The organism is Amycolatopsis xylanica, from assembly GCF_900107045.1.
GTDB lineage: Bacteria > Actinomycetota > Actinomycetes > Mycobacteriales > Pseudonocardiaceae > Amycolatopsis > Amycolatopsis xylanica.
In genome coordinates, this window is the sequence record NZ_FNON01000002.1 from 514,237 (window position 1) to 535,261 (window position 21,025).

General features: G+C 69.7%; 23 protein-coding genes, 1 tRNA gene and 1 other RNA gene. 14 read left to right on the forward strand and 11 right to left on the reverse strand.

The genetic code is table 11. The features are described 5' to 3' along the window. Nucleotides 1–43: 43 nt before the first annotated feature. Both BLV57_RS10090 and ffs read right to left on the reverse strand, forming a co-directional pair. Nucleotides 44–2,095 carry a DNA polymerase III subunit gamma and tau gene (locus tag BLV57_RS10090; protein ID WP_091288373.1) on the reverse strand — a complete coding sequence of 684 codons (2,052 nt, stop codon included), beginning with the start codon at nt 2,093–2,095 and terminating at the stop codon, nt 44–46. A 53-nt stretch (nt 2,096–2,148) separates the two neighbouring features. After that, nucleotides 2,149–2,245, reverse strand: an RNA gene (gene ffs, locus BLV57_RS10095) — signal recognition particle sRNA small type. A 43-nt stretch (nt 2,246–2,288) separates the two neighbouring features. Here ffs and BLV57_RS10100 point away from each other — a divergent pair. Beyond that, a complete protein-coding gene (locus BLV57_RS10100) occupies nt 2,289–3,194 on the forward strand; it encodes a serine/threonine dehydratase (RefSeq protein WP_091288374.1) in 906 nt (301 codons plus the stop codon). Here BLV57_RS10100 and BLV57_RS10105 read toward each other — a convergent pair. Together BLV57_RS10105 and BLV57_RS10110 are read right to left on the reverse strand one after the other, a co-directional pair. Then, nucleotides 3,169–4,656 carry a sensor histidine kinase gene (locus BLV57_RS10105; protein WP_091288375.1) on the reverse strand — a complete coding sequence of 496 codons (1,488 nt, stop codon included), beginning with the start codon at nt 4,654–4,656 and terminating at the stop codon, nt 3,169–3,171. The two genes, BLV57_RS10100 and BLV57_RS10105, sit on opposite strands and share 26 nt — an antisense overlap. Continuing rightward, on the reverse strand, nt 4,634–5,368 hold the full coding sequence (locus BLV57_RS10110) for a response regulator transcription factor (RefSeq protein WP_091288376.1): 735 nt from the start codon (nt 5,366–5,368) through the stop codon (nt 4,634–4,636). Before BLV57_RS10110 ends, BLV57_RS10105 begins: the two co-directional genes overlap by 23 nt. 162 nt (nt 5,369–5,530) lie before the next feature. On the opposite strand from BLV57_RS10110, the gene BLV57_RS10115 reads away from it, so the two are divergent. The 4 genes from BLV57_RS10115 (at nt 5,531) to BLV57_RS10130 (ending at nt 8,232) form a co-directional block, all read left to right on the forward strand. Then, nucleotides 5,531–6,106: a hypothetical protein gene (locus BLV57_RS10115; RefSeq protein ID WP_245757246.1), complete on the forward strand. Its 576-nt coding sequence runs from the start codon at nt 5,531–5,533 to the stop codon at nt 6,104–6,106. A 102-nt stretch (nt 6,107–6,208) separates the two neighbouring features. Next, nucleotides 6,209–7,384, forward strand: coding sequence for a histidine kinase (locus BLV57_RS10120; protein ID WP_091288377.1), 1,176 nt, complete (start codon nt 6,209–6,211; stop codon nt 7,382–7,384). Continuing rightward, entirely contained in the window at nt 7,381–8,028 is a 648-nt protein-coding gene (locus tag BLV57_RS10125) for a response regulator (protein WP_091288378.1), read from the forward strand. The genes BLV57_RS10120 and BLV57_RS10125 overlap by 4 nt, the downstream gene beginning before the upstream one ends. Nucleotides 8,029–8,037: 9 nt before the next feature. Continuing rightward, the gene (locus BLV57_RS10130) at nt 8,038–8,232 is read left to right on the forward strand and encodes a hypothetical protein (RefSeq protein WP_091288379.1); all 195 of its coding nucleotides are present in this window, start codon (nt 8,038–8,040) and stop codon (nt 8,230–8,232) included. Here BLV57_RS10130 and BLV57_RS10135 read toward each other — a convergent pair. Next, a complete protein-coding gene (locus BLV57_RS10135) occupies nt 8,219–8,662 on the reverse strand; it encodes a nitroreductase family deazaflavin-dependent oxidoreductase (protein WP_091288380.1) in 444 nt (147 codons plus the stop codon). The genes BLV57_RS10130 and BLV57_RS10135 overlap by 14 nt on opposite strands. Nucleotides 8,663–8,824: 162 nt before the next feature. On the opposite strand from BLV57_RS10135, the gene BLV57_RS10140 reads away from it, so the two are divergent. Beyond that, the gene (locus BLV57_RS10140; protein ID WP_425425973.1) at nt 8,825–9,463 is read left to right on the forward strand and encodes a TetR/AcrR family transcriptional regulator; all 639 of its coding nucleotides are present in this window, start codon (nt 8,825–8,827) and stop codon (nt 9,461–9,463) included. On the opposite strand, the gene BLV57_RS10145 is transcribed toward BLV57_RS10140, so the two are convergent. After that, nucleotides 9,447–10,070 carry a TetR/AcrR family transcriptional regulator gene (locus tag BLV57_RS10145; RefSeq protein ID WP_091288382.1) on the reverse strand — a complete coding sequence of 208 codons (624 nt, stop codon included), beginning with the start codon at nt 10,068–10,070 and terminating at the stop codon, nt 9,447–9,449. The two genes, BLV57_RS10140 and BLV57_RS10145, sit on opposite strands and share 17 nt — an antisense overlap. A gap of 21 nt (nt 10,071–10,091) precedes the next feature. After that, on the reverse strand, nt 10,092–11,048 hold the full coding sequence (locus BLV57_RS10150) for a helix-turn-helix transcriptional regulator (RefSeq protein WP_091288383.1): 957 nt from the start codon (nt 11,046–11,048) through the stop codon (nt 10,092–10,094). 63 nt (nt 11,049–11,111) lie between these two features. Here BLV57_RS10150 and BLV57_RS10155 point away from each other — a divergent pair, with 63 nt between their 5' ends. The 3 genes from BLV57_RS10155 (at nt 11,112) to BLV57_RS10165 (ending at nt 14,452) form a co-directional block, all read left to right on the forward strand. Further along, entirely contained in the window at nt 11,112–12,251 is a 1,140-nt protein-coding gene (locus BLV57_RS10155; RefSeq protein WP_091288384.1) for an epoxide hydrolase family protein, read from the forward strand. A 66-nt stretch (nt 12,252–12,317) separates the two neighbouring features. Further along, nucleotides 12,318–12,932: a dihydrofolate reductase family protein gene (locus BLV57_RS10160; RefSeq protein ID WP_091288385.1), complete on the forward strand. Its 615-nt coding sequence runs from the start codon at nt 12,318–12,320 to the stop codon at nt 12,930–12,932. After that, a complete protein-coding gene (locus BLV57_RS10165) occupies nt 12,929–14,452 on the forward strand; it encodes a 3-hydroxyacyl-CoA dehydrogenase (RefSeq protein WP_091288386.1) in 1,524 nt (507 codons plus the stop codon). Before BLV57_RS10160 ends, BLV57_RS10165 begins: the two co-directional genes overlap by 4 nt. Nucleotides 14,453–14,568: 116 nt before the next feature. Here the strand turns inward: BLV57_RS10165 and BLV57_RS10170 are convergent, their stop codons facing one another. The 4 genes from BLV57_RS10170 to BLV57_RS10185 form a co-directional block, all read right to left on the reverse strand. After that, nucleotides 14,569–15,561, reverse strand: coding sequence for an ArsR/SmtB family transcription factor (locus tag BLV57_RS10170; RefSeq protein ID WP_091288387.1), 993 nt, complete (start codon nt 15,559–15,561; stop codon nt 14,569–14,571). A 195-nt stretch (nt 15,562–15,756) separates the two neighbouring features. Continuing rightward, nucleotides 15,757–16,365 carry a L,D-transpeptidase gene (locus BLV57_RS10175; protein WP_091288388.1) on the reverse strand — a complete coding sequence of 203 codons (609 nt, stop codon included), beginning with the start codon at nt 16,363–16,365 and terminating at the stop codon, nt 15,757–15,759. 152 nt (nt 16,366–16,517) lie between these two features. Continuing rightward, nucleotides 16,518–17,366, reverse strand: a complete 849-nt coding sequence (locus BLV57_RS10180) for a mycofactocin-coupled SDR family oxidoreductase (protein ID WP_091288389.1) — start codon at nt 17,364–17,366, stop codon at nt 16,518–16,520. Between the two features lie 121 nt (nt 17,367–17,487). Then, nucleotides 17,488–19,476: a phosphocholine-specific phospholipase C gene (locus BLV57_RS10185; protein ID WP_218134717.1), complete on the reverse strand. Its 1,989-nt coding sequence runs from the start codon at nt 19,474–19,476 to the stop codon at nt 17,488–17,490. A gap of 156 nt (nt 19,477–19,632) precedes the next feature. Between BLV57_RS10185 and BLV57_RS10190 the strand changes: the two genes are divergently transcribed. The 5 genes from BLV57_RS10190 (at nt 19,633) to BLV57_RS10210 (ending at nt 21,019) form a co-directional block, all read left to right on the forward strand. Then, nucleotides 19,633–19,872, forward strand: coding sequence for a hypothetical protein (locus tag BLV57_RS10190; protein WP_091288390.1), 240 nt, complete (start codon nt 19,633–19,635; stop codon nt 19,870–19,872). Nucleotides 19,873–19,930: 58 nt separating this feature from the next. Then, the gene (locus tag BLV57_RS10195; RefSeq protein ID WP_143047024.1) at nt 19,931–20,149 is read left to right on the forward strand and encodes a hypothetical protein; all 219 of its coding nucleotides are present in this window, start codon (nt 19,931–19,933) and stop codon (nt 20,147–20,149) included. Nucleotides 20,150–20,185: 36 nt separating this feature from the next. After that, nucleotides 20,186–20,270 (forward strand) — tRNA-Ser (locus BLV57_RS10200). 234 nt (nt 20,271–20,504) lie between these two features. Next, nucleotides 20,505–20,765: a hypothetical protein gene (locus tag BLV57_RS10205; protein ID WP_091288392.1), complete on the forward strand. Its 261-nt coding sequence runs from the start codon at nt 20,505–20,507 to the stop codon at nt 20,763–20,765. After that, nucleotides 20,762–21,019 carry a hypothetical protein gene (locus tag BLV57_RS10210; RefSeq protein WP_091288393.1) on the forward strand — a complete coding sequence of 86 codons (258 nt, stop codon included), beginning with the start codon at nt 20,762–20,764 and terminating at the stop codon, nt 21,017–21,019. The genes BLV57_RS10205 and BLV57_RS10210 overlap by 4 nt, the downstream gene beginning before the upstream one ends. The last annotated feature ends 6 nt before the right edge of the window (nt 21,020–21,025 follow it).

The window sequence follows — 21,025 nt, forward strand, 5'->3', positions numbered from 1 at the left end:
GCTCTCGGGAGGCCCCAGGAGTGATTTTGGGGCGCAGGGAGGGCTAGGACTCGAGGGGGCGGGCACCCAGGTGGTCTGAGAGGAGCTTGCCCGCGATTTCCTCGGGGTCGTTTTCGGGGGACGGGGGTGGGGGCGGGGGCGCCGGGCTGGCGTCCTCGTCGTAGAGCTCCTCGTCGTCCGTCGGCTCGGGGGGCAGGGGGATGTCCGGCTCGGTCTGGGCGACCTTGGGGCGCTCCACCTGCTGGGGTGCCGGGCGGGAGATCGCGGGCGCGGACTCCTGGCGGGCGGCGGCGGGGCCTGCCGACGGACGGGTGAAGGAGCGTTCCTGACGCTCCGGCTGGGCCGGGGCCTGGCGGGCGGGCGCCTGGGCGCGGGCCGCCGCCGGGGCCGCGGACGGGGTGCCGTGCACGCAGCGGACCTGCCAGGTGCCGCCGAGGACGTCGTGGAGCGCGGTGGCGACCTTTTCCGCGTTGTGCTGCTCGGAAAGCCTGCGTGCCAAGGGTTCCGCGCTGTGCGTCAACGTGACGGCGTTGCCTTCGACGCTGTGCACGGTCGCCTGGGTGAGCATGGCTTCGGTGCTGCGGCCGCCGGGGATCTTGCGGATCGAGGCGAGCAGCTGCGGCCAGATCTGGCGGATGCCCGTCGCATCCATGCCACCGGACGGCGCGGGCTCGGGAGCCGCTTCCGGCTGGGCCGCGACGGGAGCAGGAGCGGGCGCTGCCGGAGCGGGCGCCGCGGCGGGCGCGGGCCGCTGAGGGGGCGCGGCCTGCTGAGCGGGGGCGGCCGCGGCTTCGGGAGCACGCTGCGAAGGCCGCTGGAACCGGTCCGGCGCGGCGGACGGCGGCGCGGCCACCGGAGCGGCCTGAGCCTGAGCCTGCGGCGGCTGAGCCTGCCCCTGCGCGGGAGCGGGAGCGGCGGCCGGAGCCGGTCCGCCCAGCGTCGCGCGGCGCTCGAGGCGTTCCATCCGCTGCAGCAGCGCGGCCTCGTCGTCCGAGACCGAGGGCAGCAACATCCTGGCGCACAACAGTTCCAGCACCAGCCGGGGCGAGGTCGCGCCCCGCATCTCCAGGAGTCCATTGTGGACGATCTCGGCGTAGCGCGACAGCGAGGCGAGGCCGATCCGCTCGGCCTGCGCGACCATCCGGCTGAGTTCGTCCTCCGGCGCGGACACCAGGCCACGGCTCGGCGCCTCCGGCACCGAGCGCAGCAGCACGAGGTCGCGCAGCCGGTCGAGCAGGTCCGTGGCGAAGCGGCGCGGGTCGTGCCCGGCCTCGGCGAGCTTCTCGATGGTGCCGAACACCGCGCCCGCGTCGTCGGCGGACAGGCCGTCGACCATGTCGTCGATCAGCGCGACGTCGGTGACGCCGAGCAGCGCGACCGCGCGGCCGTAGTCGATGCCGTCCGGGCCGGCGCCGGCGAGCAGCTGGTCGAGCACCGACTGCGTGTCACGCGCGGAACCGCCGCCCGCCCGGATGACCAGCGGGTACACCGCGGGCTCGACGTGCACGCCCTCGGCCGCGATGTTGCGCTCCAGCAGCTGGCGCATCGAGCTCGGCGGGATCAGGCGGAACGGGTAATGGTGCGTGCGCGAGCGAATGGTCGGGAGGACCTTGTCCGGCTCGGTGGTCGCGAAGATGAAGATGACGTGCTCTGGCGGCTCTTCGACGATCTTCAGCAGCGCGTTGAAGCCCTGCGTGGTGACCATGTGCGCCTCGTCGATGATGAACACGCGATAGCGCGCGTCCGCAGGCGCGTAGAAGGCGCGGTCACGCAGCTCGCGGGCGTCGTCGACACCACCGTGACTGGCGGCGTCGAGCTCGGTGACGTCGACGCTGCCCGCCCCCTCGGGCGCGAGCGCCTTGCACGAGTCGCATTCGCCGCAGGGGTCCGGCGTCGGCCCCTGCTTGCAGTTGAGTGAGCGCGCCATGATCCGCGCGCTGGACGTCTTCCCGCAGCCGCGAGGCCCCGAGAAGAGGTACGCGTGGTTGATCCGGCCGGCGGCCAGAGCCGTGCGCAGCGGATCGGTGACGTGCTCCTGGCCGACAACCTCGGCGAAGGTCGCCGGACGGTACTTTCGATACAGCGCGAGAGCCACGCCGCGAGACTACCGGGCAGCACCGACAGGTTTCGTTCGGCCGACCCTGAACATGAAAGCGGACCCCGCGCACCCGCCAGAGCCTGCTTATCCTTGCTGCCTTCCGGCCCTGGGGAGGTTCACAGGGTGGACGCCGCGCGGGGTCCGTGGCCCAGTGTAGCGATCGCCCATCGGCAGGGTGCAGGGTGGAGGCATGAGCGCCACGATCAGCACTCCCACCTCGGCGGACGTCCGCGCGGCCGCCACCACGATCCGCCCGTACGCCCGGCGCACGCCGGTGCTGCGCGCCGACGTCGACGGCAGGCCGCTGGTGCTGAAGCTGGAGCACCTGCAGCGCGGCGGCTCGTTCAAGCTGCGCGGCGCGGCCAACGCGCTCGCCGGCGGTGCACGTCCCGAGCAGGTGGTGACCGCGTCGGGCGGTAACCACGGGCTCGGCGTGGCGACGGCCGCGGCGCTGCTCGGGCTGCCCGCGACCGTCTACGTGCCCGAAAGCGCACCCGCCGCCAAGGCCAGGCGCATCGAGGAGACTGGAGCGAAGCTGATCCGTCACGGCGCGACCTACGCCGAGGCGGCCGAGGCCGCGCACGCGGTCGTCGGGCCCGGCGCGCGCTACCTGCACGCTTACGACGATCCGGCCGTCGTCGCCGGCCAGGGCACGGTCGGGCTCGAGATCGTCGAAGACGCGCCCGACGTCGACGCCGTGGTCGTCGCGGTCGGCGGCGGCGGGCTGGCCGCCGGGACCTCGCTCGCGATCGGCGACCGGACCACGTACGCGGTCGAGCCGGAGAACTGCCGCGCGCTCAACGCCGCGCTGGAGGCGGGCGAGCCGGTCGACGTCGAGATCGACTCGATCGCCGCGTCCGCGCTCGGCGCCACCCGGATCGGCGACGTGCCGTTCTCACTGCTCAGGGACGTGCGTTCGCTGCTGGTCGGTGACGACGAGACCCTCGCCGCGCGCGACCGGCTGTGGGACGAGTTCCGGCTCGCCGTCGAACCGGCAGCCGCGGTGCCGTTCGCGGCCTGGCTCGCCGGGCGGATCGACGCCGAACTGCCCTGCCTGGTGCTTTGCGGTGCTAACGCGGATTGGCTGCCGGGATAGCCACGTGGAACTCGGTCCGGCCCGGCTGGCTCCACACCTTCACCTCGCCGCGGTGCGCGCCGACGACGGCCGCGACGATCGACAGCCCCAGCCCGGTGCTGCCCGCCGCGCGTGAACGCGAGTTGTCGCCGCGCGCGAAGCGTTCGAACACGTCCGGCAGCACCTCCGGCGGGATGCCGGGTCCGTCGTCGACGACCTTCAGCCACACCCAGCCATCCTTTGTGGACAGTGAGGTGGTGACCGTCGTGCCCGCCGGGGTGTGCGACCGGGCGTTGGCCAGCAGATTGGTCAGCACCTGGTGCAGCTGACCGGAATCACCGAGCACGCTGATCGGCTCACCCGGCACTTCCAGCAGCCATTTGTGCTCGGGACCGGCGACATGCGCGTCCGCGACGGCGTCGGCGACCAGCCGGGAGACGTCGACCGGCTCGTGCACGACGGGCCGCCCGGAGTCGAGCCGCGCGAGCAGCAGCAGGTCCTCGACGAGGGTGGTCATCCGCGCCGACTCCGACTCGACCCGGCTCATCGCGAAGGCGATGTCCGGTGGCACGTCTTCCTTGCTGCGCCTGGTCAATTCGGCATAGCCGCGGATCGCGGCGAGCGGCGTGCGCAGTTCGTGGCTGGCGTCCGCGACGAACTGCCGGACCCGGCTTTCGCTGGCCTGCCTGGCTTTCAGCGCGTTCGCGATGTGCCCGAGCATGCGGTTCAGCGCGGAACCGACCTTGCCGACCTCGGTGCGCGGATCGGTGTCGACGTCGTCGACCCGTTCGGACAGCGCGACTTCACCACGGTCGAGCGGGAGTTCAGCGACTCTGGACGCGGTCGCGGCGAGCCGGTCGAGTGGTTGCATAGTCCGGCGGATGGTCACCGCGCCGACGGCGCCGGCCAGCACCAGCCCACCCAACGCGACCCCGCCGAAGATGAAACCGAGGCTCCACAAGGTATCCGAAACGTCCTTTGTGGGCAGACCGGTCACCAGCAGGCCGCCGTCCGGCATGCGTTTGGCGACCACCCGGTAGCCGCCGAGCTTGCCGACGTCGACGGTGCGCGGAGTGTCGAGCGGCAGGCCCAGCAGCTTGGTGGCCTCAGCGACCGGCAGCGCGTCGTGCGGGAGCTGCCCGAAAGGCGAACCGTCCGACTGTGAGCGCAGGATCGCGGCGCGGACCCCGCATTTCTGCGTGACCTCGACGAACAGCGAGTCGACTCCCTGCCCGACGGCGTACAGCGCCCCCGGCAGCCGATCGCAGGAAGGGTTGCTCGGACGGCCCGGCCCCGGGCCGCGGAAACCCCGGTCGCTGGCCGCCGAAAGCCGCTGATCCAGTTGCCCGATCAGGAAATCGCGCAACGCGAACTCCGTCACCACCCCGACCACCAGGCACACCAGGGTGAGCAGGGCGGCCAGCTGGACGATCAACCGCCGCCGCAGCGACCAGGGCCGCTTAGCTCGCGGGCTTGAGGACATACCCGGCGCCACGCATGGTGTGAATCATCGGTTCCCTGTCGGCGTCGATTTTCTTGCGGAGATAGGAGATGTAAAGCTCGACGATATTCGCCTGGCCGCCGAAGTCGTAGCTCCACACACGGTCGAGGATCTGCGCCTTGCTCAACACCCGCTTGGGGTTGCGCATCAGGTAGCGCAGCAGCTCGAACTCGGTCGCGGTCAGCGGCACCGGCTCGCCGCCGCGATGCACCTCGCGGCTGTCCTCGTCGAGCGTCAGGTCACCGACCACCAGCATCGAGCCGCGGCTGCCGGACACGCCGTGCGCGCGGCGCAGCAGCGCCCGCATCCGCAGCGCCACCTCTTCGAGGCTGAACGGCTTGGTCACGTAGTCGTCGCCGCCGGCGGTGAGCCCGGCGATGCGGTCTTCGACGGCGTCCTTCGCGGTCAGGAACAGCACCGGCAGGTTGGCCGACTCGGCGCGCATCCGCCGAAGCACCTCGAGGCCGCTGAAGTCGGGCAGCATGACGTCGAGCACGACGGCGTCCGGGCGGAACTCCCGCGCGACGCGGACGGCCTCGGTGCCGGTGCCCGCGCTGCGGATCTCCCAGCCCTCCATCCGCAAGGCCATGGACACCAGTTCGGCGAGTGTCGACTCGTCGTCGACCACGAGTACCCGCACCGGTGTGCCGTCCGCGCGGCGCAGGTCGGCCTTGGACTCGTTCATGCTGGTCATGGTGCCAGCTTCGCGGGCGCGCGTGGGCTCTTGCTGTGAGCTTCCTGTGCGTCCGCTGTGAGGGTTCACTCCACAGGTACCGCCTGCGGGAGCCACAGCTCAAACACAGCCCCGGTCGCGATCGTGGATGCGACGAGAAGTTTCGGCTTTCGACCGGAGGACATGATGAGCACCGAACCGACCGCCCAGCCGGAGCAGGCGGGCTGGGGAGACACGCCGCCGCCCGCCACGCAGAAGAAATGGTCGGGCCGCAAGACCGCGGTCGCGGTGGGCGTCGCGGTGGTGATCGCCGCGGGCGGCGGGGTCGCGATCGCCGTCGGCACCAGCGGGAACGCCGACAACGCGGCGGGCCAGGGCGGACCAGGCGGCGGCCGGATGATCTTCGGACCGGGCGGGCCCGGTGGCCCCGGTGGGATTCCCCGCGACGCGCTGCACGGCCAATTCGTCGTCTCCGATGGCAACGGCGGCTACACCAGCGAGCAGCTCCAGACCGGCACCGTGTCCGAGCTCAGCGCCACGTCGATCACCCTGACCAGTAAGGACAACTTCAAGCAGACGTACACGATCGACTCGTCCACCCGCAAGACCAGCGAGCCGAAGAACGGCGACACGGTCACCGTCAACGCCAAGGTCACCGGCTCCACCGCGACCGCCACCACCATCGGCTCACCCGGCCAGATGACGCGGGGCGGTGGCTACGGCGCGCCGCCGAACGGCGGGCGCCGCCAGGGCTACTGAGCCCTGTGCGGGATGTAGCGGGCTTTATCCCGGGTGCCCCTCCCGGGATAAAGCCCGCTACATCCCGCACCAAGACCGCCGGGTTAGTGCAGAGTGGGCCCCGTGCGGGACAAGAGCGGGGCGCTGGCGCGGCAGTCGATGCTGGTCGCCGCGGTGTGCCTGGTCGCGGACGTCGGCCAGTTCCTGATCCGCGGCCCGGCGCTGACCAGCGGCTGGCAGGTGTGGGTCATCCTGATCGGGTCGATCGTGGCCGACGCCGCGCTCGCTGGCCCGGCCAGGCTGTCCGGCTGGGTCGCGCTCGGGCACGCGCTGCTGGTCGCACTCGGGCCGATCCTGTTGTGCACGTGCTCGGGGCAGGCGGTCGGCAACAACGCGGGCACCCTGATCGCCGGCTATCGGGCGGGCGCCTGGCTTTCCACCGTCCCCGCGTGGTTCTCGCTCGCCGCGATGTGCGGCGGCCTGCTGGCGGGCTCGCTGGCCAGTACCGGCAAGTGGTCCCATGAATGGCGCATAGTCTCCATCGGCATGCTGACCTCGGGCGTGCTGCCGTGGCTGGTCGGCCGGTACACCACCGCGCGCCGCGCGTACATCGCCGAACTCGAGCGCAAGGCGGAGCAACGCCGCCTGGACGAGGCCGAGGCGGTCAGGCGAGCCGTCGCGGAGGAACGCACGGCCATCGCGCGCGACCTGCACGACGTCATTTCCCATCATGTCAGCGCGATCGGCGTGCACGCGGGCGCGGCCAGGCTCGGCCTGCCCGGTGACGACTCGCCGGTGCGGCGCTCGCTCTCGGCCGTCGAGTCGTCCAGCCGCGCGGCCATGGTCGACCTGCGGCGGCTGCTGGATCTGTTGCACCGCAAGGAAACCGAGTCCGGCCAGCGGCAACCCGGCCTCGACAACCTCGACGAGCTGCTCGACGGTGTCCGCGCGGCGGGCCTCCCGGCCAGGCTCACCACGATCGGCGAGCCCCGTGAGCTGCCGAGTTCGCTCGACGTCGCGCTCTACCGCATCGTCCAAGAAGCGCTGACCAACGCGCTGCGTCATGGCGACGGCGGCACCGTCGACGTCGCCATCGAATACCGCCAGATCGAGGTGATCCTGAGTATCACCAACGATTCCACGCACGTCGCGCGCGGCGGCGCCACCGAGTTCCAGCATCGCGGGCTCACCGGGATCCGCCAGCGGGTCGCGTTGTTCGGCGGCCAGGTCACCTACGGCCCGCTGCCGGGCGAGCAGCGCTGGCAGGTCCGTGTCATCTTCCCTCTGGAGCAGTCTTGATCCGTGTCCTGCTTGCCGACGACCACGCGATGTTCCGCTCCGGGATGCGTGCCGTGCTCGAAACCCAGCCGGACTTCGAATGCGTCGGCGAGGTCGGCGACGGGTACGCCGCGGTCACCGAGACCGCGCGCCTGCGCCCCGACGTCGCGGTGATCGACGTCCGCATGCCCAAGCTCGACGGGATGGCGGCCTGCGAGGCCATCCTTTCCGCGCCGGGCAACGACACCCGCGTGCTCGTGCTCACCACGTACGACGCCGACGAGTACGTCTACCGCGCGCTGCGGGCGGGCGCGAGCGGCTTCCTGCTGAAGAGCCTGCCACCGGAAGAGCTGGTCTCCGCCATGCGGGTGGCCGCCCGTGGCGACGCGCTGATCGATCCGTCGGTGACGCGGCGGCTGGTCGCCAGCTTCGCGACCAGCATCGAACCCACGTCCACCGCGCCCGGCATCGACAAGCTGACCTCGCGCGAGAAAGAGGTGCTGCTGCTCATCGCGGACGCGTGCAGCAACGCCGAGATCGCCGAGCGCCTGCATGTCGGCGAGGAGACGGTGAAGACGCACGTGTCCAGAGTGCTGGCGAAACTCGGCCTGCGCGATCGGGTGCACGCGGTCGTCTACGCCTACAAACACGGACTGGTGGGCTAGGTTGAACCTATGAAGCGATGGGTGCTGCTCGCGCTCGGGGTCCTGCTCGCGCTGCTCGGCGCGGTCTGGGTGCTGCAAGGGGTCGGGGTGATCGGCGGCAGCTTCATGACCGGGTCGAAGCTGTGGTTCCTGATCGGGCTGGTCGCGCTGCTCGGCGGGGTGCTGCTCGTCGCGGGCACCGTGCGACGCGCTAGCGGACGGTGATCCGGAAGATCGGGTAGCCGGGCGCGATCTCGCGCAGCTTCTCGTCGGACGCCTTCGCGTCGACACCGTCGAAGAACACGCCGACCTCGAACTTCCAGCGCTTGAGGTACGGGCGCAGGATCGCGGGCTTCTCGTCGTCGCCCAGCTCGACGAAGGTGAACTCCTCGACGCGGCGCCCGACCCGCAGCTGTCCCTCGCCCGCGGCGCGCAGGTTGCGCACCCACTGCGTCACCCCGCGCGGCGCGACCAGGTACTTCTCGCCGTCGATCTCGAGCAGGTTGACCGGGACCGAGCGCAGTTCGCCGCTCTTGCGGCCACGGACCGAGAGCACCCTGCTGCCCCAGACGCTGAAGCCGAGCTTGGTCAGCTTCGCGACGACCTGGTTGAACACGTTCGTCGCGGACTTCGGCTCGATGTAACGAGTGGTCATTGCTGTCTCCTTGATGTTTGCGAGAGCAGTGCTCTCTGTTGTGAACAGTGAACACCTTTGCTCGGCGTGCTGTCAAGAGCACTGCTCTCGAATTTGTGCACCGCTCTCGCTTCTGCCAGAATCAGGCACATGCCAACGGCCCGTGACCGCGCTCGAGTACTGATGACCAGCGACATCAAGCAGGAAGCCCGTCGCCAGCTCGCCGAGGTCGGCGCGCACGGGCTGTCCTTGCGCGCGGTCGCCAGAGAGCTCGGGATGGTCTCGTCGGCGCTCTACCGCTACTTCCCCAGCCGGGATCACCTGCTGACCGAGCTCATCATCGACGCGTACAACGCCATCGGCGCCGCAGCCGAGGAGGCGGACCAGCCGCAGGCCGACCTGGTCGGCCGCTGGGCCGCCGTCTGGCACGCGGTCCGCGAATGGGCGCTCGCGCATCCGCACGAGTACGCGTTGATCTACGGCTCACCGATCCCCGGTTACCAAGCGCCGCAGGACACGATCGCGCCGGCGGCCAGGGTCGCGCTCGTGCTGGCCGGGATCGTCCGCGAGGCGGACATCGAGCCGCCGCGAAGCCATGTGCCGCTGCCACAGGTGCTGCGCGACCAGGCCGAGCAGCTGAACGCGGCGCTCCAGGGCGAGCTCGAGCCGATCACGGTGACCAGGCTGCTGATCGCCTGGACGCAGCTGTTCGGGATGCTGAGCTTCGAGCTGTTCGGTCAGTACGTCGGCAGCGTCGACCCGGCCGACGCCTTTTTCGTGCACACCGCGGAACAAATGGCCGAGTTCATCGGCCTGAAGTAGCCGAAAGCGCGGCCAGCGCCCGCATCACCAGCTGGACGGCGTCGACGACGACACCGTCACTCGTCCCCTCCGGAGCCAGGAAACGCTGCAGCAGCAACCCATCCTGCAGCGAGTGGACGATCAACGCGATGAACGCGGGGTCGGCGGGTGGTTCCAGGCCGAGCACCGCGAACTGGTGCCGCACCCCGTCTTCGACGGCTTCGCGGGCGAGCCGCTCGCCTTCGCCGACCATCGGACGCGCCTCGGGATTGCGCAGTGCGTACAACGCCAATTCGGTTCGGAGCGCGAACCATCCGTCCAGGTTCCGGGCACGCTTGACGTTCCACTCACGCAGCCGGTCCATCGTCTCGTCGGCCGAGCCCAGCTTCAGCGCGCCGACCTCGGCGATCTCGTGCCGCGTCCGCTGCTTCAGCAACGCGACGACCAGCTCGTGCTTGTCCGCGAAGTTCCCGTAGAACGCGCCGCGGCTGAACCCGGCATGCTCGGCGATCTGCTCGACCGAAGCGCCGTTCACCCCACGCTCGGCGAACAGCTCGGCCGCGGCTTCGAGCAGGCGTTCCCTGGTCCGCGCCCGGCTCTCGTCACGGGTGAGACGCTTCGGTGGCACGGGCGAACCTTAGGGCATGCCCTAACGCGTGGCCTCGCGATACCGCTCGGACAGCTCGCGCACCAGCTCGACCAGCTCAGGCGGCTCGGTCACGGTGAACCCGGCGCCGAGCATGCCGAGGTGCACGGCCAGCGTGTCGAGGCTGTCGGCGCCGGTTTCGAGCACGCAGGTCGCCGCGTCGACGGCCTCGACCGTGCCGACCGCCGGGTTGATCCGCTCGAATACGACCTCGGCGGGCGCGTGCACGGTGACTCGCGCGTGGTAGCGCCAGGCCGCCGCGGACACCCCGCGCCGCACCCGGTCGGTGACGTCCTCGGGCGGCTCGCGGGGCGCGAAGCGCGGACCCAGCGGCGTCTTCGGTTCGATCCGGTCGACACGGAAGGTCCGCCAGTCGTGCTTGTCGACGTCCCAGGCGACGAGGTACCAGCGGCGGCCCCAGTTGACCAGGCGATACGGCTCGACGGCACGCCGCGACGCGGTGCCGTCGTGACCGCGGTAGTCGAAGCGCAGGCGCTCATGGTCGCGGCACGCTGCCGAGATCAGGGTCAGGATGTCCGCGCTCACCCGCGGTCCAGGCTGATCGCGTGGCACCGGGACGGTGTACGTCTGCAACGCGTTCACCCTGCGCCGCAAGTGATTCGGCAGCACCTGCTCGAGTTTCGCCAGCGCGCGCAGTGACGTCTCCTCGACGCCCGCGATCGTGCCGCCCGCCGCCGTGCGCAGGCCGACCGCCACCGCGACGGCCTCCTCGTCGTCGAGCAGCAGCGGCGGCAACGAGGCGCCGGCGCCGAGCCGGTAGCCGCCGACCGAGCCGCGGGTCGCGTCGACCGGATAGCCGAGATTGCGCAGCCGGTCGATGTCGTTGCGGATCGTCCGGGTGCTCACTTCCAGGCGCTCGGCGAGTTCCGTGCCTGTCCAATCACGCGGTGTCTGCAGCAAGGACAGCAGGCGCAGCAGCCGCGCCGAAGTCTCCAACATTTTTCCGAGCCTGCCAGTTCAATAGGAACGAAGTATTCCTAATGCGACCCTAGTGTTCTGGTCATGGAAAACACCACGGACATCCGCCCCTTCCGCATCGAGATCCCGCAGGCCGACCTCGACGACCTGCGCTCCCGCCTCGAGCGCACCCGCTGGACCGAGGAACTGCCCGCCGACCCCGCAGCCGAGCAGACCGGTCCGGTGCCGCCCGGCTGGGAGCGCGGCGTTCCGCTCGGGTACGTCCAGCGGCTGGTCGAGCAGTGGCGGACCACCTACGACTGGCGCAAGTGGGAAGCGAAGCTCAACGAGTACCCGCAGTTCATCACCGAGATCGACGGCCAGGACATCCACTTCCTGCACGTCCGTTCGCCGCACGAGGACGCGACCCCGCTGCTGCTCACGCACGGCTGGCCGAACTCGATCCTCGAATACCTCGACCTCATCGAGCCGCTGACCAACCCCGCGAACCCGGCCGAGGCGTTCCACCTGGTGATCCCGTCGATCCCCGGCTTCGGTTTCTCCGGTCCGACCAAGGAGAAAGGCTGGAGCCCGTACCGCGTCGCCGACGCGTGGGCCGAACTGATGACCCGGCTCGGCTACGAGCGGTTCGGCGTGCACGGCAACGACGCCGGGTCGATCGTGAGCCCGGAGGTCGGCAGGCAGCACCCGGACCGGGTGATCGGCGTGCACGTCACGCAGATCTTCTCGTTCCCCAGCGGCGACCCGGCCGAGTTCGAGGGCCTGAGCGAGCAGGACATGGGGCTGCTGGCGTTCCTGCAGAAGTTCAACGAGGAGATGTCCGCCTACGCGCAGCTGCAGGCGACCAAGCCGCAGAACCTGGCGCACGCGCTCGCCGACTCGCCCGCCGGGCAGCTCGCGTGGAGTGCCCAGCTGCTCAGCGCGACGCCGGACGAGCACGTGCTCACCAACGCGACGATCTACTGGCTGACCAATACGGCGGCCTCGTCTGCGCGGTTCTACTACGAGCACAAGCAGGCAGGCGAGCCCGCCGGGCAGACGACCGTGCCCATGGGGCTGGCGAGCTTCGCCTACGACTTCCGGCCGCTGCGGCGCTTCGCCGACCGCGACCACGCCAACATCGTCTCGTGGAGCGAGTTCGAGCGAGGCAGCCACTGGGCCACGCAGGATGCCCCCGACCTGCTGATCCAGGACCTCCAGAAGTTTTTCGCACGTTTTCGCTGAACCGTGTCGAGAAGCGGTGACCGGCTCCGACTTCGTGGTGTTGCCACCCAGAAGAAGGAGCCGGTCATGGCGGTTTTCGTGGATCTGTCCATCTCACTCGACGGTTACATCGGCGGCCCCAACGGCGGTCCGGCCAACCCGCTCGGCGACGGCGGCACGCGGCTGCACGAGTGGGTGTTCGGCCAGGAGGCCTGGCGTGCGTCGCAGGGGCTGCCCGGTGGCGAGACCGGACCGGACAACGACGTGATCAAGGAGGTCAGGGCACGGGCGGGCGCGAACGTGATGGGCCGCCGCATGTTCGACGAAGGCGAGCCGAACTGGCCCGCCGAAGCCCCGTTCCACGCGCCGGTGTTCGTGCTCACCCACTCGCCGCGCGACCCGTGGCCACGGCTGGGCGGCACGACGTTCCACTTCGTCACCGGCAGCGTCGAGGACGCGATCGAGCAGGCGAAGGCGGCAGCGGGCGGCAGGGACGTGCAGGTCAACGGCGGCGCGGACATGGTCAGGCAGGCGTTGCGCGCCGGTCTGGTCGACGACCTGCAGCTGCATGTCGCGCCGATCACGCTCGGCAGGGGCACCCGGCTGTTCGACGGCATGGACGACCTGCGGCTGGTGCCGGACCGGGTGATCGCCTCGGCGGGCGTGACCCACCTCAGGTACCGGGTACGTTCCACCTCATGAGCGAACAGTGGGAGGCCCGCACGATCCGGGTGATCGGCACCGGCGTGATGGGGCGCGGGATCGCGCAGCTGGCCGCGGCGGCGGGCTGCACGGTGGAACTGGCGGACGCGCAGCCAGAAGCGGTGACCAAGGCGGTCGAGTTCGTCGGCGGGATGTTCGACAAGCTCGCCTCGAAAGGCAAGCTGACCACCGACGAGGCCGCACAGGCGAAGTCGCGGCTGCGGCCGGTGGACGGGCCGTTCGCGCCCGCGGACGACGTCGACCTCGTCATCGAAGCGGTGCGCGAGGACCTGTCGGTCAAGGGCGAGCTTTTCGGGGAGCTGGAACGCGTTTGCCCGGCTACGACGGTGTTCGCGACCAACACCAGCTCGCTGTCGGTGACGGAGATCGCGGCGACGCTCACCGACCCGACACGGCTCGCCGGTCTGCACTTCTTCAATCCGGTTCCGCTGATGCGCGTGGTCGAGGTCATCCCAGGCGCTCGGACACAGCCTTGGATTCCGTCCGCGCTGACCGCTCTGGTGCGCTCGTGGGGTCACCAGCCGGTGCTGGCGCCCGACGCGCCGGGGTTCCTCGTCAACCACGCCGGGCGCGGGCTCGGCACGGAAGCGTTGCAGATACTCAGCGAAGGCCTGTGCTCACCGTCCGATGTGGACCGTATCGCCCGCGACGTGCTCGGACTGCGGCTTGGCCCGTTCGAGCTGCTCGACCTGACCGGTCTCGACGTTTCCCACGCCGTACTCGAAAGCATCTGGAGCGGCTTTCACGGCGAACCGCGTCTGCGGCCTTCGTGGCTGACGCGACCGCGGGTGGCGGCCGGGCTTTTCGGCCGTAAGAACGGCGAAGGCTTTTATGTCTATACCGATGGCGTGCAACAGGTCGCGCCTGAGCCGGAGGCGCCCAAGTCCGAAGGCAAGAAGTTGTGGACGGACAGCGAGGAGTTGTCCGAGCTGCTGCGCTCGGCCGGTGTGCCCGTCGAGGACTACGAGTTCCCGACGGACGAGGCGATCGTCTTGCTGACGCCGTACGGACAGTCCACTCTGGACGCTTGCTTGGGCGCGGGCACCGATGCTTCGCGCACGGTGGGCGTGGATCCCTTGGGCGGCTTCGCCGGACGGCTGACGCTGACCGTCCACCCTGGACTCGATACTTCCGCAGGCCGCGAAGCATGGGCGGCACTGGCGTCGACCGGCCGCCCGGTGACCATCGTCCGTGACGGCTCGGCGATGGTCGCCCAGCGCCTGCTCGCCTCGATCGTCAACACGGCCTGCTCGATCGCCGACCAGCGCCTCGCCACCCCCGCCGACATCGACACGGCGGTCCGCCTCGGCCTCGGCTACCCCAGCGGCCCGCTGACCTGGGGCTCCGAAGTCGGCGCGCCGCTGCTGCTCGGCATCCTGCACGAGCTCCACCAGGCCTCGGGCGACCCCCGCTACCGCCCCAGCCGCTGGCTCGCCGAACGCGCCCTGCTCGGCCTCCCCCTCACCTCCCTGGGCACGACCCCGGCTGACCTCCTCTGACCGGAACCCGAAAGCGACTTTGGGGCCTTTGAAAGCCCGAAAGTGACTTTCGTCAGGTCCTATCTGACGAAAGTGGCTTTCGGGCTTTCAGACCTGACGAAAGTGGCTTTCGGGGTTCAGGCGACGATCGTTTGGCCCAGTGCGGTTTGGCGGGTCAGGAGTTCGCGGCCCAGCTGGGAGAGGGTGTGCTTGACCGCCGTGCCCGCGCGGTGGGTTTCCAGGAGACCGGCCTCCCGCAGGATCGAGGCGTGGTAGCTCGCCGAGGCCAGTGAGATCCCCGCCTGCTTGCTCAGCTGGGTCGTGTTGCAGCCGGTCGCGGCCGCGCACAGGACCTGGGCCCTGGTCGGGCCGAGCAGTGCGGCGAGCGCGGCCCAGTCGTATTCGCGGTGGCTGGACGCGGCGGGGTCGAGCCAGGCCGGGTCGTGGGCGATCGGGTAGACCAGCACCGGGGGCAGGCCGGGGTCGGCGAGCAGCGTCGGGGCGCCTTCGCAGAAGAACGCGGGGACCAGGCGGAGGCCGCGGCCGTTCAGGTACAGGTCGCCTTGGACGTGGTCGCCGCGCAGTTCGAGGATCGGCGCCTGCCAGCGCAGCGCCGGGTGGAGGCCGCCGAACAGGGCCTCCACGCCGCCGTTGAGCAGGACGCGGGCGCGGGCCGCGCGGTCGCCGCCGACCTGCTTTTCGATCTGGGACCAGTGTGGCTGGACGGCCGTGCGGTGATACTCGGCGAGGCCGCCGACGAGGTCACGCAGCGTAGCCGAGCGGGGTTCGCCGAGCGCCTTGGTCCACGATGGACCGTCGAGCAGCGAGAGCTCGGAACGCAGTCGGGGCACCGGTGTCGTGAGGACCGCTTCGAGCCCGGCGTCGAGGCCGCGAGCGCTTTCACCGGGCGTCAGGAAGTCCGGCGAGTAGCCACGGGCCGGGGCGATCCGGCAGAGCCTGCGCACGTCGGCGGTCAGTGAAACGTCGGCTGACCACCGGCCGAACAGCGGATGGTCGACGGGACCCTGCAAGGCGTGCAGGCTGAGCAGCAGCTCCCACAGCGGGTCGGGGGTCTCCGCCAGCGTCACCCGCGCGAGGTCGGCACCGCTGAAGTGGATCCGCAGCGACATGGGCTCCCTCCGCAGGTCAGACCCTTTCAAGCAAGGTCGAAAGGGTTGCCACCTGGCAACATCGATTATTCAATCATGCGCGTCGGGTGGCGGGCGGTGGTGACTACTGGGGGTCATCACCACCGAAAGCCCCGAAACGCGAACGGCGCGCTCCGGACCGCATGGTCCAGAACGCGCCGTTGTTGCGAGTGAGGCTTACGGGACGACCTGCACGACGTCGCCGACGCTCAGGCTGCTGAACAGCTTCGCGGACGCCGCGGGCGACAGGTGGACGCAGCCGTGGGAGTACACCGACAGGCTGCCGGTGTGGAACGCGATCCCCGCGGCGAAGAACACCGAGTTCGGCATCGGGGCGTCGAACTGCTTCGAGTGGTAGTTCTTCACCTTGCTGATGACGTGGAAGGTGCCGACCGGGGTCGGGTTGCCCTTACGGCCGCCGAGCGCGCCGACAGGACCGTAAACGACCTGCCCGTCCTTGAGCAGCCAGACCTTCTTCGCCGAGACGTCGAAGCAGACGTCCACAGTGGCCGCGCACGGCACACCGGCCGCGGCCTGCGGCTTGGGTTCCGGCTTGGGCGCGGGCTTCTTCGAAGTGGGGGTCGGTTTCGCCGAGCTGGACGAGCTGGGAGTCGGCGACGGCGTCGGCTCGGCCGACGAGGACGAGGTCGACGTCGGAGCCTGAGTCGTGGTCGCGGCGTTCGCGGCCACCGGCACGGTGTCGACGTTGCTGGGCGCACCACCCGAGCACGCGGTCAGCACGACCGCGGCCAACGCCGCCGCCACCCCCGCCAAGATCTTCTTCACGACGCATTACCCCCGCACTGTGAGTTTCTCTCCCTGTTCACCACCCAAGACGGGTGTAGCCCATTCGGGGTTGATCCACCAAGGTCACGATTCGGCGTCACACGACAAAGCGGGCTTCACCCCCAGTGGGATGAAGCCCGCTTAACAAGCCGTCAGAGACCGCGCTGAACCAGTGCGCCACCGTCGACCTTGAGGTGCAGGGCCGTCACGTAGCGGGACTCGTCCGACGCCAGATAGGTCACCGCGTGCGAAACGTCGCTCGACTCCACGTACGGGATCGGCATCGCCTGGAACGTCGCGAAAGCCGGCTCCGCGTCCTCGCGGGTCGGGTTCTCCAGGTCGGGCCGGAACGTCTCGTACATCGGCTGGCTTTGCAGCAGCGGCGTGTTGCAGTTGGTCGGGTGCACCGCGTTGATGCGCCTGCTGGTCGGCGCCAGCTGCACCGCGAACGCGTTGACGTACTGCACCAGCGTCTGCTTGGCGAAGGAGTACGCGGCCCCGCCGGGTCCGGCGGGGCCGGTGTCGCCGTAACCGGGGATGAGGCCCGCCGCCGAGCCGATCATGATGATCGAGGCGCCCTCGCCGAGGTGCGGCATCGAGGCGTGCACGGTGTTGATCGCACCGTTGAGGTTGATGTCGACGGTCTCGGTGAAGTTGATGATCGGCCGCCCGGCGCCGATCGGCGAGATGCCCGCGTTCGCGATGACCACGTCGAGCTTGCCCAGCTCGGCGACGCCCTCGTCGATGGCCGCCTGCAGCCCGACGCGGTCGCGGACGTCCGCGACCTTCGCGACGATCCGCTGACCGGTCTTCTCGACCAGCTGGACCGTCTCCTGCAGGTCCTCCTCGGTCGCCAAGTCGTATTCGGGGGATTCGACGTTCGCGCAGATGTCGATCGCGATGATGTCCGCGCCTTCTTCCGCCAACCGCACGGCGTGGCTGCGGCCTTGTGCCCGCGCCGCGCCGGTGATCAAGACGACCTTGCCTGCCACCCGGCCCATCGGCCCTCCATCTGCTCTGTTCTCCGGCTTCTTCGCATGCATCATGTGCCTTGCCCCGACCGAACTCCGAGGAATCGGCCGCCATTAAGGGGCCCCTAAAAGCCAATCGGGGTGTGCTCCGTCAAGAAGCCGGGTCGGTGACGCTCGCGGAGCCGTTCTCGACATGCCCGGCGAAGCGGCGGAGGAACCCGTCGGCGGTGTTCGCGGAGGCGGTCAGGTCGTACCACCAGTCCGCCGCGCTGATCGTGAAGAAGTCCTCGACCGTGGCGCCCGCGGCCAACTCGTACGTCCACGGGCCGTCCGCGCGGTACGCGTTCGCCTTGACCGTCACGACGCACGCCGCCGAGCCGGTGTTGGTCATGGTCAGGTACAGCCGCCCGCTCGCGACGTCGGCACGCGCCTTGACCTCAGGATTGGCCGCGCCTGCCGAGATCACCCGGTTCCCCTTGAACCGCCGGTGGAACCCGTTCGGCCCGTACAGCGAGAGGTCGTACGCGCCGGTCGGCGTGCCTGCCACCCAGTAGTCGGACAGCGTCTTGCCCGCCTCGACCGTGTACCGCCACGGGCCGTCCGTGCGGTAGGCGTTCGGATAGACGTAGACGCACACGCCCCGCGAGCCCGTGTTGGCCATGTCGATCAGGAACTGGCTCGGGGTCACCCGCCCGGTCGCCTCGAAGGCGTACGGCAACGGCCGCGCCTTGCGCGTGCCCGCCTCCTGCGACGGCGCCACCTGCGGACTCGGGATCTTCGGGTCCGGCAGCGTGCCGCACTGTTTGGCCGCGTCGGCCGGATAGGTCGAGGTGTCCGGCAGCGCGGGCCACGCGGTGTTCGCCGTCGTGAAGTCGAACGCCGAGAACAGATCGCCGGTGACCGACTTGCGCCACGCGCTGATGTTCGGCTCGGCGACGCCGAAGATCTTCTCGCAGAACCGGAGCACCGAGGTGTGGTCGAACACCTCCGAGCAGACGAACCCGCCACGCGAGAACGGCGAGACCACGATCATCGGCACCCGGAAGCCCAGCCCGATCGGCTTGCCACCGGACAGCTCGCCCGCAGTGGCCACAGTGGACAGTCCGTCGCCCGGCGAGGCCGGCGGCATCGGCGGCGGGACGTGGTCGAAGAAGCCGCCGCCCTCGTCGTAGTTGAGCAGGAACACGGTCTTCGCCCAGACACCGGGGTTCGCGGCCAGCTTGGCCAGCAGGCGCGCGGTCAGGTTCATCCCGTCGGCGGGCCGGTGGTCGGCGTGCTCGGACAACGCCGCCGGCGCGACGATCCACGAAACCTGCGGCAGCTTCCCGCCGTCGATGTCGTCGCCGAACGCTTTGACGAGATCGGGAACGGTCGCGAGTCCCTTGTCGTACAACGGGTTCCCGGCACGCAGGCCCTTGAAGTTCTTGAACCAGGCCAGCGCGTTGTCGTCGAAGTTGTCGGTCTCCTGGTAGACCTTCCAGCTGACCCCGGCCGACTGCAGGCGCTCGGCGTAGGTGCTCCAGGTGAACCCGGCCGAGGGCTCGGTGTTGTCCATGGTCGCAGGCTGGCCGACCGAAAGGCCGTTGCTGCCGGTGAACAAATGCAGCCGGTTCGGATTGGTCTGCGTCAGCGTCGACTGGAAGTAGTGATCGCAAATCGTGAACGCGTTCGCGAGCTGGTAATAGAAATCGAGGTCCTGACGCTGGTAGTAGCCCATGCCGAGCGCGGGCTGGCGCGCGGTGTTCCACGCGTCGTGCTTGCCGCCGTGCCACACGCCGAGGTCGACCGGCCAGCTCATCGCCGCCGCGTCGGAGCAGGTCGCCTTCGAGACCTTGGTGTCGAGATGGAACGGCAGGATGTGCCCGTCGGCGTTCGAATACGGCTGGTACCAAACGGGTTTGCCACTCGGCAGCGTGATCGCGTTGCGGTCGCGGAAGCCGCGCACCCCGTTCAGCGAGCCGAAGTAGTGGTCGAACGAGCGGTTCTCCTGCATGAAGATCACGACGTGCTCGATGTCACGCACGGTGCCCGCCGCCGCGGGCGCGGCCAGAGCGTCGAGCAGCACCTGCGGCAACGCGGTCGCCGCCGCCGTGCCCGCCGCGGCGCCGAGGAATCGGCGACGGCTGATCTCTTCCACCATGAGGGGCCTCCGATCGTTTGATAAAACGTCCGGACCAATTACTTCCCACGAAGATGGCCCCGTCGAGGCACCCCCGATGAGCGGGAGGTGAACATCAGCCGACACGCCGGGCGTGCCTTCGCCGGGCGCCGCCGGGCAGCGCCGTAAACTCGCGCCATGCCGAAGCGCCTTGGCCTGAACCTCTCCGATGACACGCACGCCCAGATCAAGCAGCGAGCCGACGCCGCGGGGATCTCGGTCAACGCCTGGATACTCGCGGCCATCGAGCGGGAGACGTTCCGCCAGCTCTGCCAGGAGACCAACACCTGGTGGGCCGAGCGCCCCGAGCTGGCCGAACGCGAGACCGAGGACTACTTCAAGCGCGCGAACGGTGCCCGTGACTCGTCGGCCGCGTAGAGGACAAATCCGTACGGTCGACGCTTCTTCTCGGAAAGTGCTCATTTACTCCGGCAACATGTTCAACGACCTACCGGACGTGCCGTACGTGCTGACCATGGAGGTCTCCACCCGCCGCGACCCGATGGACGTCGAGCTGCCCGACGGCAACCGCGTCGCCTACACCCGCCTCGACCGCGTGCCCAAGTCCGCGCTCGGCGACCTGGTCGGCGAGGTGTCCGCCGAGCTGCTCGAGACCATCAACACCAGGCTGTTCATGGTGCTGACGACCCAGTAGCCGAGCCGCCGGAACCCGTCCGGTAAGCTTCTCCACGGAGGATTGGCCGAGCGGCCTAAGGCGCACGCTTGGAAAGCGTGTTGGGTTCACGCCCTCGCAGGTTCGAATCCTGTATCCTCCGCAGCCGCAAGGCCCTGGATGTTCCGGCATCCGGGGCCTTGTCGCGTTTGCCCGCCAGTACAGGTGACGGACCGTATGGCCCTATGACCCGGTGATCCACCCCGACCTGTACCCTCCGCATTACCGAGGCACACCACGGCCCCCGACGTAAAAACGTCAGGGGCCTTGTTTGATTCCCCTATATCCTTGCCATACCGAAACATTCGGTCGACACACCACTAGGAGACCCGCCCCCATGGCCGGAGTGGAAGAGGTCCGCGCTGGTATCGCGCTCGCGAAGGACAAGGCATCGGCTGGCATCGCGGCTCTACAGCAGGCCAAGATGGCCCTAGAGGAAGCGCAGCAGACCCTCCAGCAGGCCACCTCCGGCAGCAGCCAGTCCGAGGTCACCCAGTCGCTCGGCCTGTTCGCCGAGGCGATGAACCAGATCGACGGGATCGCGAGCACGATCGAGGCCGCGAACTCCTCGGCCGAGTCGTACTCGGCGCGGCTTTGACCGGCGCGGGCGGGATCGAGGAACTACACCAGCTGCTCCAGGCTGTCCAGGCGGGCGTCGTCGAGGCCTCCGCGCACTTCGAACGGGCGAAGGCCTTGCTCGAAGACGCCACGCGAGCCATCGTCGAAGCACAGGCGAAAGCCGAACCGTGGCAGCCGCCTGAGCTCGCGAAGGCCATCGAGGCGCTGGACGCCCAGCTCACCAAGATGGCCGGCGTGACCGAACTGCTTACCGCGTACCAAAGCCGGTTGTAGGGAGAC